At 55.6% G+C, this 11936-nt stretch carries 5 protein-coding genes; all 5 read right to left on the bottom strand.

Annotated features, from left to right (window positions below; all coding sequences use genetic code 11):
* Window positions 1-11 precede the first annotated feature (11 nt).
* Window positions 12-800 carry a CDP-alcohol phosphatidyltransferase family protein gene (locus QZ822_RS03920; protein ID WP_049355041.1) on the bottom strand — a complete coding sequence of 263 codons (789 nt, stop codon included), beginning with the start codon at window positions 798-800 and terminating at the stop codon, window positions 12-14.
* A gap of 478 nt (window positions 801-1278) precedes the next feature.
* On the bottom strand, window positions 1279-4713 hold the full coding sequence (locus QZ822_RS03915; RefSeq protein WP_294642752.1) for a fibrinogen-like YCDxxxxGGGW domain-containing protein: 3435 nt from the start codon (window positions 4711-4713) through the stop codon (window positions 1279-1281).
* A 213-nt stretch (window positions 4714-4926) separates the two neighbouring features.
* Window positions 4927-5787, bottom strand: coding sequence for a hypothetical protein (locus tag QZ822_RS03910; protein WP_294642751.1), 861 nt, complete (start codon window positions 5785-5787; stop codon window positions 4927-4929).
* 346 nt (window positions 5788-6133) lie between these two features.
* Window positions 6134-8599, bottom strand: coding sequence for a fibrinogen-like YCDxxxxGGGW domain-containing protein (locus tag QZ822_RS03905; protein ID WP_294642749.1), 2466 nt, complete (start codon window positions 8597-8599; stop codon window positions 6134-6136).
* 530 nt (window positions 8600-9129) lie between these two features.
* The gene (locus QZ822_RS03900) at window positions 9130-11496 is read right to left on the bottom strand and encodes a fibrinogen-like YCDxxxxGGGW domain-containing protein (protein ID WP_294642748.1); all 2367 of its coding nucleotides are present in this window, start codon (window positions 11494-11496) and stop codon (window positions 9130-9132) included.
* Window positions 11497-11936: the final 440 nt, after the last annotated feature.

Raw genomic sequence — 11936 nt, 5'->3', positions numbered from 1 at the left:
TGGGTTTCTCCTTACTCAGCGGGGGTCGCGAGGCTAACGTACTTGCGACGCATGGACAGCAGGACGGTTGCGGCGTTAGCCAGCAGAAGCAGCGCGTAGACGATGACGAATACGGGGCCGAAACCAACGAAAATGTAAATCCAGCAGAGGGTGCCGGCGTCCATGTGCAGGTTGATGAAAGAACGCAGGGGGCCACCGGTCGGAGGAGCAGCGGTCTTGCGGTTGTTGCGCAGCTGCTCAGCAAGAATCTGGCTCATGAAGTGACCTGCGGTCAGCGCGGTGAAAATCATCGGCATAGCAATAATCCAGCCGTTGAATGCGCTGGAGCCGGTGAAGGAGTAGTGCGCCGGGTAGAGCAGGAAGGAAAGCAGAGTTGCCATGTGCACGGAGGGCACGCGGATGGAGTCGACCACGTGGTCGAGCCACTCACCGGCGGGGGAGGACGCACCGGTCACGCGAGCAACCTGGCCGTCAGCGGAATCCAGACCGTAACCGAGAGCGAAAAGCAATGCAACGCAGATACCCACACCAACGCTAGGCGGGCAGGTAATCAGAACGATGAGGCCAGCTGCAGAACATGCAGCGGAAATAGCGGTGACGCCGTTGGGAGTGATGCCCAGTGCGACAGCTGCCGCAGCGAAGTAGCGTGCTACTCGGCGGTTGACCCAGCGGGTGTAGGCGGGAACGCCAATGCCGGGCTTCTGCGCTGCCTCAAGGGAGCGCAGGGTGTGGGAGAACTTCGCAGAAAATCCCGAAGCGGGTGCGGAGTTCGGGGCGTGAGGTGCCTCAGAGGTGGACATGCACATTCCTTTTTAATCGGTGAGAGGAGTGAAGGAGAGTGAATTACTCCCTTTCGGGGTGGTTGCGAGAAAGTCCGGAAGTCCCGCACGCGAAAAAAGAGGTGGTTGGTCCCTTTTTTCACATACACCACTATATAGATATTTTACAACGAGATAAAGTGCGACAGGGTGGGTGTGGTCAGGGTCAATAATTGTGTCGCAAAAAGCCCCTGACAATGCGCTTTAGTGCAGATTTGCGGGATTCATTAGGTGGGTTCGGCGTGCTGTTAGGCGGGGTTATCGGCGCTTTGTTCCTGTGAATTCTGGCTTTAGAAAATATTTCTGAACATTGTGCAGAGACACACATAACAGAATCACAAATAATGGGAATAAATGATGCAAAAAACACAGAAAAGTGGGGAGCATACGCAAATGGGGTTTGATTTCCTGAATCGTTCAGAAAATCAAACCCCATTTAGCTGAGATTGTCTAGAAGGTATTAGTTCCTTCGGGACTGCATCGGAACGCGGGTTCCGACTCCGTTATTGGCGACGCGTCGCTCGCCCTGGTCGGCTGCTGCGTTGTTCGCGTTATCGACCACGGGCTGCTCAGCCTCGTTTGCGGCGGGAGCCTCCGCCTCCTTGTCGGCTTCCTTCTCGGCGGGCTGCTCAGCAACCGGTGCCTTGGAAGTAGCCTGCAGATCGAAGCTCACGTTCGGTAGAATATTGCGTCGAGTGAATGCCGGGTGAACCTCAACAGCAATCAGGTTCTCGCCAGCCTTCAGCTGAGAAGCCGGAACCGTGAAGGTCACCGGAGTCTTCTGGGCCTCAGCGGTATCTACCGAGCTGGAAGCTACCACGCTATTCCACAGCTTGCCCCTGGTGTCGAAGTTGGAACGACCAACCTCTTCACCGTTGACACCCACCGCAATAGCGTCATCCGCGTAGGTGGTCAGCACCAGGTCGCGGCTCGCCTGCTCACGAGTGAGCTGGATGGTGGTGTAGGCGTAGATGTTGTGGCGGGTACGCACGAGCGGAACATTAACGGAGGTGTTGAGGTTACCGGTACCGACACCAATCGGGGTCTTGCCGGTCTGCCATGCTTCCTGCGCGATATCTTCCAGGGTGAAGTGGAAGTTGTACTTCCAACCGTACTTACGGTTGGGAGCATTGGCAGCAACCATGTACTTCCACTCGGATGCGTAGGGCAGAACAATCTGGTCCTTAGCGGCCTCATCCTTCTGATCGTCCTTAGGAGTTTCTTCCTTCGGGTCCTCGGGCTTAGGATCAGCAGGCTTAGGCTCCTCAGGCTTCGGATTCTCTTCCTTCGGTGCCTCAGTAGTTGCTTCTGCACTCGGGGTAGCGCTTGCCGAAGCACTGGGGTCAGCGCTCGCGGTCGGGTCAGCACTTGCCGTCGGATCAGCGCTAGGAGTCTCGGTCGCGGTCTCCGTGGGGGTAGGAGTCGGGCGAACCGGAGCTACCTGAACCGGAGTGGACGCAGAGTAGTTGTCCGAGCTGTCCACAGCGCGCACAAAGTAACGTGCGTTATCGGTGTGGTCAATCTCGAACTTCGTACCCGAAGTGCTAGCAATGACGCGGTCATCACGCAGAATCTGGTAGCGGACACTACCGGTATCCTGTACAGCATCCCAGGTCAGAACGTCCTTATCGTCCTTCAGCTCAACCTGCAGGTTCTGCGGGGTAGCCGGAGGAGTCACATCGCGGGCCTCAAAGCGCGCAAAACCGACGGTGTCCTGAGTGCCGTGAACACCCAGCGAACGGTGAATATCGCCACCAACCCACAGGGTGCCCTTCGAATCCACGAAAGACTCCCAGATACCGAAACCGTGGTCACCCTTAATCGCGGGGGAGAACTCCGGCAGCATCTTACCGCTGTCCTTATCGAACGCAGCAACCAGCTTGACCGAGTGAATCACGCTCGAACCGCCCACGGGGGTCCGCTTGTTACGCGAATCCTGGTAGAGGAAATCACCGCAGTGGCAGGCGCCATAGATGGTGTTACCGTGCAGGTGCAGATCCTGGAAGTCGCCACCTTCGCGGGTAATCGCGGTGTAGGTGGGGGTCAGAGAGGCCTTATCGTAACGAGAGATGAGGTGCTCAGTACCGCCCACCCAGACGCCGGTACCGGCATCCTGGACGTCGAACTGGAAACCCCAAATTTTGGTTTCATTACGCAGGTCAGAGACATTAGCGCCGGCAGGAATCTCAGAATGCTGGTACGCCCACGGGCTGCCCTTCTGCATATGCTGAGTAATATCAGCCACGCGGTAGGCAAGGCCGCCGTTGAGCCAGGTGAAGTAACCGGCTACGTAAACATGAGAGTTATCAGCGGAGGCGCTAATACCGTTGACAGTACCGTTGAACACCTGGCGCCAGTTACGGTCTATACTCACAATACCGGGCACACCGTTAGAAGGCTCGCCCAACTTAAAACGGGCAATATTGCGCGAATACGCCTCACCCGCCTTTTCACTTTCATAAATGTGGGTAAAGGTGCCGCCAATATACACGTAGTCACCCTGACGGTGAATGGTCTTCACCGTCATGACCTCGGTACGAATGCGATCTTCGACTTTAACCTGGGCCCATTCAGGGGCAACTTCACCGGTCGTAGCGTCAACAACGACGAAGCTCTCATGCTTCTTACCGTTAACCAGGGTAAAGGTGCCGCCAACCGCCAGACGGTTATTCGGCAGAGCCTCAACAGCCTTCACCTGACCATTAACAGTCAGCTTGAAGTCGCGGCGCAACTCGCCGGTTTCCGGGTCAAAAGCAGCAATATTAGATTGCGCAACATGCTCACCGGTAGAGGACTCAAGGTACTCGAAGTCGCCGCCAATAAACACGCTGGAGGTGCCGTTGCCGTGATCGACCTCGGTGATGGCCTCAACATAGGTGTTCATCTCGCCGGTTTTACCGGAGGCGGTCTTAGCACTGGTGCGCCAGCGCCAATCCGCCGAACGGCTACTGGGCAGGGCACGACGAGCGCTCGCCTGAGTACCGGAATCCGGGATAGCGCCCAGATGCAAATCGTTCTGGGTCAGCTTCGGGCGCAGGAACATCTGGGTGTAACCGAAAGAGGTTTCACCTTTGCTTTCCTTGCCGTAGATGTAGGAGTTCTGCGCGTCGGTCATCGCCGGCTCAGAGCCATCCTGCGAAATGGGAGCGTTCGCACCGTAACGGAAGCCCATACGGTAATCCTGCGAGGCCATTTCCTCAAAGAGCATCGTCCTGAAGCCGTAGTTCTGGCCGCCCAGCATATGGTCCTGCCACTCGCCGTTAAGCCAGTCCCTGCGGCCATTCTCGTCGTAGGAAGAGAACTCGCTAGGGTTCGTGACGACCGCGTTAGACCAGACAGCGTTCGAACGCAGAGCCCAGGTCCACTCGGAGGTCTGACGGCGCTCCACCGTCGCCTCCTGCCACTTAGTGCCAGAAGTGTTTACAGCGCGACGGAAACGGTAACCATCGGACAGCTGATCGGGGCGGGTGCCGTTGAGCAGCTGAGAAATAGTGGTACCCGAAAGCTGAATCGGGGTCTTTGCGGCGGGCAGGGAGCTCAGAGGCTTGCCCTGCTCGAGAGTCAAACCGGACGATGCGGGGGCGGCATCGCTGTAGAGCTGGGAGGTGTCACCCTGGCCCTCATAGTTTTCGGTCCAGCCGTCACGGCCCTCACCAATCTTGACCCAGCCGCCGCCATCAGTCTCCTGATCGCAGTAGAACTGAGTCGGCTGGCTCATCGCGGGAGTGTACAGCCAGTAGGCGCCGCTCTTTGCCTCGGGGTTAGCCTGCTTGGCTTCCCAACAGCTAGCGGCAGCACGCTCGGAGGTCGTGCCATTGTAGAAAGCAGAGTCCCTTTTATCCGCAGTCTGTTCGACAGCGGTACTCGGCGTAATAGCGGGGATAGCTACGGGCAAAGCCAAGGCCGTAGCAATGCTCAAGCAAAGAGTTGAGCGGGTTATAGCAGAACGAGAAAAGCCTGAGCCCGTCATGCCAAGTTGGGCTTTCATAATATCTCCAAATGAATGCCAAGAAATGTTATTGAACGCGCATCAACATTAATGCGCTATGGACGATAATGCGCGGTTTCCAGCGAATCATAGCTGGAAACCGGCATCTTTAGTTAGACCCTAACAATCAGGATTGTTCGGGAAATCATGGGTCGCAATCTTCCACTGACCATCGACCTGAACGAGGGTGTAAATATTGAGTGAACGCTTGGGAGAATTGTCATCCTTAACGGGCTGATTATTCTCGTCATAGATCTTCACAGAGGAAGAATCCATGCATACTTCCAGCATGCGTGCGGGCTGACCCTTGTACTGAGTTGCAGTCATACGGGGAGTGCCCACCACAGTGGAAGAACCTTCATAGTGCCAGCCTGCCAGTGCGTATTCGGAAGCCTGCACGGCAAACTCAGCCGCAGCGGAATCAACAGCCACAGCCTCGATGGAGCGAATCGTCTCATCATCGAGAACGGCACGAGCCTGCTCAACGTTCTGCTGCTCAGCCTCTTCATCACTGCTCGGGTCAGCGGTGCGTTCGGGAGAGGGAGCAGCGGAAGGAGCTGCCTTAACCTTGGTCAGAATGTTCTCAAAAGAATTGACCAGCTCGGTAGTCTTCTTCACTTCTTCAGTATCAACGGGCACGGAAGAAGCATTCTTCATTTCCTCCGAACCGGTGTAAATCTCTTCAAGCTTCTGGCCATCAGAAGAAGTAGCCTTAGCATCCGCCTTGGGGGACGCCTCGCCCGAAGCCTCAGCGGATGCAGAAGCGGTGCCCTGTTCAGAGACCTGGGGAGAGGTGCTCGACGACTGGTTTGACGAAGCGTGTGCAGAAGCGGAAACGCTTGCGGAAGCAGAAGCAGAGGAAGAGCTGTCGGTGCTCGGGTTTTCAGTGGCGCATGCGCTCAGAACCAGAGCAGATACTGCAAGGGTGCCCAGAGTGCCCAGAACGCGGGACCGGGAGGGCTGCTTGAAGAATGCTGACATAGGAAGCCTCTTTAGTGGTTGGAGTGAGATTGACTATATTCCGGAAGATAATACCTTGCGCGATGGCAAAGCACCTAAAGGCTAGCACGCAAAGCTGGGAGAATACTTAGACTCGCAAAAATAACGTTTTTATAAATGATGAGAATAGAACCTAGATAATGACCTAATATGCCCTATTTAGAAGGTAAATGTATATCTCTGGCTGAAAAAACCTTCATGTAAATGAATGAAATAGATTCACTATGTGCAAAAAAGTCCCGGACTGGTTATAAAACCAGCCCGGGACTATAGGACGAACGTCACTAAAATTCTTTGTCATAAAAGTGCATATCGTCCTGATGAGGGGTTATGCCGCCTGAACTGCCTCGGTACTTGCCGAATAGTTATCCGCAGTATCTACCGCACGCACATAGTATCGGGCGCCGTCGCGGTGGTCCACCGAATAGCTCGTACCAGTCACCGTTGCAATCGGACGATCATCGCGCAGAACCTGGTACTTCACATTACGTTCGGAAATACCCGACCAAGTCAGCTGATCCTTCGAGCCGTTCTTCGTCACCTTCAGGTTGCTCGGGGTAACCGGAGGAGCCACATCGCGAGGTGCGTAACGAGCGAAGCCAATAGTCGGCTGCACACCATTAGCACCCAGTGACTTACGGATATCGCCGCCAACCCACAGAGTGCCAGTAGAATCCACGAAGGACTCCCACACACCGTAGCCATACGCGCCGCTCATAATCGGTGCGAACTCCGGCAGCATCTTGCCGCTGTCCTTATCGAAGGCAGCTACCAGGCGAATAGTCTGAGCATCCTGTGCACTCTCCCACGCTTTCTCCCAAGTAGTTGAGTTCTGGTAGATGTAATCACCACAGTGGCACGCACCGTAAATAGTGTTGCCGTTCAGGTGCAGATCCTGGAAATCGCCACCCTCACGAGTAATCGCGCTATACGTGCGGCGCATGGTTGCCTTATCGTAACGGCTAATCATGTGCTCAGTACCGCCAAGCCACACCGAAGAACCAGCATCCTGAACGTCGAACTGGAAGCCCCACATCAGACGCTCATTCTTCAGATCATTCAGACGGGCACCTTCAGGAATATACGAAGGCTGGTGGTTCCAATTGCTGCCCTTCTGAGAGCCCGACTTCATGTGTGCAATACGGAAAGCCTCAGCACCATTGAGCTGAGTGAAGTAACCAGCGACGTACACATCGGTGTTGCCCTCAGAAGCGCTCACGCCGTTGACCGTACCGTTAAAGACCGGACGCCAGTTCCAGTCCACCTCGCCATTGCTCAACTTAATGCGAGCCAGGTTCCTAGCGTACGCATAAGTGGGGGAGGTCTGACCCTTCAGGTGAGTGAAGGAGCCACCAATATACAGGTAACCATCACGCACATGCAGAGTCTTAATCTGCACCGGGACAGAAGCAATGCGGCTCACCGGGCGGATATCCCAGTCCTTAGCGATCTGACCGGTCTGCGGATCCAGAATCACGAAGCCATTGTAGTACTCACCGTTCACCTGGGTGAAGGAACCGCCCACAGCAAGCAGACCGTTCGGCAGGGCCTCAACGGACTTCACCTGACCGTTAATCTTCGGGCGGAAGGAACGGCGCAGCTCGCCGGTACCCACCTCGTAACCCGCCAGGAACGCCTGCTCAACCTTCTCGCCGCTTGCCGACTCAACGTACGCGAAATCGCCACCGGTAAAGACAGCGCCACCAACCTCGGTGATAGCCTCAACCTGGGTGTTCATCTCACCCTTCTTGCCGGTGCCGGTGTCAGCGCTGGTGCGCCACTTCCACTTCTCAGAGTAGCTATTGGGTAGTGCGCGGCGATTACTTGCCGGAGCACCCTGCTGACCGTAAGCGTGCAGACCCTTAGCCGCCAAATCGTTCTGAGTCACCTTCGGGCGCAAGAACATCTGAGTGAATACCAGGGGAGGGTTTGTATCATTCGCCGGGCGGTAAATGTACGAGGACTGGTTGTTCATCTTGTACGCAGTCAGCCAGTTACCAATCTGGGCATGCACACCATACGAGAAACCCTGCTTATATCCCTGAGAGGCTTGCTCCACAAAGTACAAGCCGCGGAAGTCGTACGCATCATGGGAGAAAATACGACCCATCTGCGACTCGCGGGAAGAATAGTTATAACGAGTGTAGGGGTAAGGGTTCTTGATCGTAATATCAGACCAGTACATCCTCGCACGCAAAGACCAAGACCACTGGGGGCTTGCCACACGCTTAGCGGTGAAATCCTGCCACTTAGTTCCTTCAACATTCAACGAACGGTGGAAACGCACGCCATCCGCCAAATCCTGCGGGCGACTACCGTTCAATAGAGCATCCACCTTATTCGAGGGAAGCTGCACCGCATCAAAACCGGTAGGGTTCTTATACAGCTGGTCAGCGTTACCACGACCGTAGTAGTTCTCGGTCCAGCTCTCACGACCGCGGCCAATCATGACCCAGCCGCCACCTTCAGTTTCCTGATCGCAATAGAACTGCTCAGGAGCACTCATCGCAGGAGTGTACAGCCAATAAGCGCCGCTCTTAGCCTGCGGATTATTCTGCTTAACCTCCCAACAGCTGGCTGCGGCTCGCTCGCTCGACGAACCATCGTAGTAGCGCGCATCAGCAGCCTGAGCGCCCGAAGCAATTGGGCCCAAAGAAGCCGCAACCATCGCAAAAGAAGCCGCCGCCGCACCCAAAGCGCGGGAGCCAGAACGAGAAGCTACGCGAGAGCCCTCAAAAGCGGAGGAAGCAACGCCCTGCGAACGCCCTCCACGCGTGAACGGAAGAAAATTCATTTGTCTCTCCTAGAGACCTCAACCGGCACATAGCAGAAAAATGCAATTCACACAGCAACACCCACCCAACACAAGGCACAGCATAGTGACCACGCATCGGGGAAAGAAGAAGCGGTATGAACTGCACTAACAGCGAGTCTGCTGCCGGAATCAGTGAGTGTAGTTATCGGAAATTGAATGAATACGCCCCACAACATCAGGCACGAAGCCAACAATGGCAACGCACCCGTACGAAGCGGAACGCTAAAAATCTGTGAAGCCTCCCCTGCCGTACCAACAGCGAAGAAACACTACAGACAAAGATTCAGCCCATCATTGAAAAGGACGGAAGCAACCCATCCGACGCAATGAATCCCAACCCATCATAGCCGCCACAGGGGCGAAGAGATAGCAAACTGGGAAATCCGGACCAAACCAAAACTATAGGGGGGGCATACACCCCGGGTGCACCACCGCCTGATCCGGACCCCGCAAACCCTGCAGAGCCCGAATCAGGCGGCGGATCAAAGAAACTAGATCAGCAACCTGACCTAAGCCTGAGCAGCTCCCGTAGAAGCCGAGAAATTCTCAGACGCATCGATGGAACGCACGTAGTAGCGAGCGCCATCGGTGTGCTCAACCTCGTAGCTGGTGCCCGAGACCGTAGCAATCACACGGTCATCACGCAGCACCTGGTAACGGGTGCCCGCCTCGCGAACGCCAGACCAAGACAGCTTATCCATCGAACCATCACGCTGAACCGACAGGTTCGACGGGGTCGACGGGGGAGTTACATCGCGAGGCGCAAAGCGAGCGAAACCGACAGTGCGCTGCTCACCATTAGCACCCAGCGAACGGTTGATGTCGCCGCCAACCCACAGGTTGCCGCGAGAATCCACGAAGGACTCCCAGACACCGTAGCCGCTAGCACCCTTCAGAACCGGGCTGAACTCGCCAACAACCTCGCCACTGTCCTTATCGAACGCTGCGACCAGGCGCATACGGTGAACCGCCTTCGACTCCTTCCAATAGGTGTGGTAGCCGGTGGAACCCTCAAAGAGAACGTCACCGCAGTGGCACGCACCGTAAATGGTGTTACCGCTCAGGTGCAGATCCTGCCAGTCGCCACCGTACTTAGAAATCGCGGTGGAGATACGGCCGTAACCGTTCTTCGAGTAGTTCGCAATCAGGTGGTCAGCGCCAGCAGTCCACACGGTCGAGCCGGCATCCTGAACATCGAACTGGAACGCGTACACAATACGGTCAGTAATGTTCAGCTTCAGCGACGGCTCCCACTCCCACTTAATGTTCGAAGCGTTAGAGCCATTCAGCGCAGCCAAGCGGAACGCACGCTGGTTATTCAGCTCAGTGAAGTAACCCGCAGCGTGAACAGTAGAGTTATCGGACGCGGCGGTAATGCCGTTGACCGTACCGTTGAAGTTCGGGCGCCAGTTCCAATCCACCGCACCGTTCGAAAGATTAATACGAGCGGCACCACGAGAGTAAGCGTACGCCTTAGAAGTGTTGCCCTTCACGTGGGTGAAGTTACCGCCAATGTACAGGTAACCATCCTGAACCAGCAGGGTCTTCACCTGAGCCGCAGCACCGTTACGGCGCTGAACCTGAACATCCCACGTGCGGTCAATCTGACCGGTGGTCGCATCCAGAATGACGAAGTGATCAACCTTCTCGCCGTTGACCTCGGTGAACTCGCCACCGACCGCCAGGCGGTTATTCGGCAGCGCCTCAAGAGCCTTAATCTGACCGTTGAAGGTCGGGCGGAAGGAACGAACCAGCTCGCCCGAATCCACGTTGTAGCCAGCCAGGTACGACTGGTCCACGCGCTCGCCGCCAGCAGACTCAACGTACTTGAAGTCGCCACCGGTGAAGACGGTGTCACCCACCTGAGTAATAGCCTGAACGTAGGTGTTCATCTCGTTCTTCTTGCCGGTGCCAGTCTGCTCACTGGTGCGCCAGCGAACGGGCATCGTGTAGCTATTCGGCAGGGCGCGGCGGTTACTAGCCGCGGATCCAGAACCAATCTGCGAGAAGTGCAGGTCACGCTGAGTCAGCTTCGGACGCAGGAACACCTGAGTGAAGGGGATAGAGTAACCGGCAGAACCGCGCTTGTGGTAAATGTACGAATCCGAGTTCTCGTTACCAAAGTTCACCAGCGCACCGTACGCAAAACCGATCTGGTAGCCCTGGTTCGGGTTAGCGAAGAAACGCACCGAGCTGGTGGTAATACCCGGAGCCATCTCCGAAGCGGAACCGCCCATGTGAGCGGTGCGGTTAATGCCGGCACCGGTGAACTTCACGGTGCCCCAACGCTGACCGTAGCTCATCGCCCAGGTCCACTGCTCAGTCTGAGGACGCTGAACATAAACGTTCTGCCACTGGGTGCCCCTCGCATTGTGGGCACGGTGCAGGCGCATACCGTCGGGAAGATCCTGAGGCTTAATGCCGTTCAGCAGAGCATCGACAGTGTTTGCGGGAAGCTGGACCGGAGTAAAAGCGGAAGGACCGGTAGGGTTCTGGTGCAACTGGTTCGGGTCGCCGGTGCCATTGTAGGACTCGGTCCAACCTTCGCGACCGCGGCCAATCATGACCCAGCCGCCGCCATCAGTTTCCTGATCGCAATAGAACTGCGCCGGGCCGCTCATCTGCGGGGTGTACAGCCAGTAAGTGCCAGAAGAGGCAGAAGGATTAACCTGCTTGACCTCGTAGCAGGAAGCAGCCGCCTTATCGCTACTAGAGCCGTCATGGGTTCCGGTTGCAGCCGAGGCGGGGGTAGTAGGAGTAAGCGGTGCCGCAGTAAAAGCAGTACCAAAAGCGAGTGCGAAAGCGGCCCACTTCTTAGAGGACCATGAACGGGCATGGTGCTTTTCGGCGGGTTTGTTCGTGTATGTGGTTGTCATATGCGTCTTTCTGATGCGACGTTCCGGAAGAAACATCGAAAGATACGGTGAATTATTGCACTAGAAAAACCGCAGTAAATACTGAAAACCTGAGGTTGGTTGGAAGAGGCAAACAGAATCCGGAAGAGGATATACCGTCTGGTTTTTCTGTAAGTGTTAATGATTAGGGTACAGGATTAAGCTGTGAAAATAATGGTGCACAAAGTGCAAAGATGCCTGTGAGTGTGTGATTTACGCCCCATGTAATGGGCGTTGTGACACAGGAAAAGACACAGAAGAAAACCATATTCAAATATCACCCATGAAAGTGACAGCCGAGTGCAAAAAGACATATATTCCACCGCGGAAGAACGCAGGAGAAAAATGCCAGAAAATGCAGACAAGTCCTACAATGGAAAAGTCGCATAAAACACCCCAAAACACACAAAAGCACCGTGAAA

Origin of the sequence: uncultured Rothia sp., from assembly GCF_916715725.1 — a bacterium.
In the GTDB taxonomy this organism is placed as follows: Bacteria; Actinomycetota; Actinomycetes; order Actinomycetales; family Micrococcaceae; genus Rothia.
The sequence above is the reverse complement of the archived record's forward strand: the minus strand, read 5'-3'. Positions and strand labels throughout refer to the sequence as shown.

What these genes read in the sequence shown, in the direction of transcription:
- QZ822_RS03905 (WP_294642749.1), bottom strand. Translation starts at nt 8,599, where the DNA reads ATGAATTTTCTTCCGTTCACGCGTGGAGGGCGTTCGCAGGGCGTTGCT.
- QZ822_RS03900 (WP_294642748.1), bottom strand. Translation starts at nt 11,496, where the DNA reads ATGACAACCACATACACGAACAAACCCGCCGAAAAGCACCATGCCCGT.
- QZ822_RS03920 (WP_049355041.1), bottom strand. Translation starts at nt 800, where the DNA reads ATGTCCACCTCTGAGGCACCTCACGCCCCGAACTCCGCACCCGCTTCG.
- QZ822_RS03910 (WP_294642751.1), bottom strand. Translation starts at nt 5,787, where the DNA reads ATGTCAGCATTCTTCAAGCAGCCCTCCCGGTCCCGCGTTCTGGGCACT.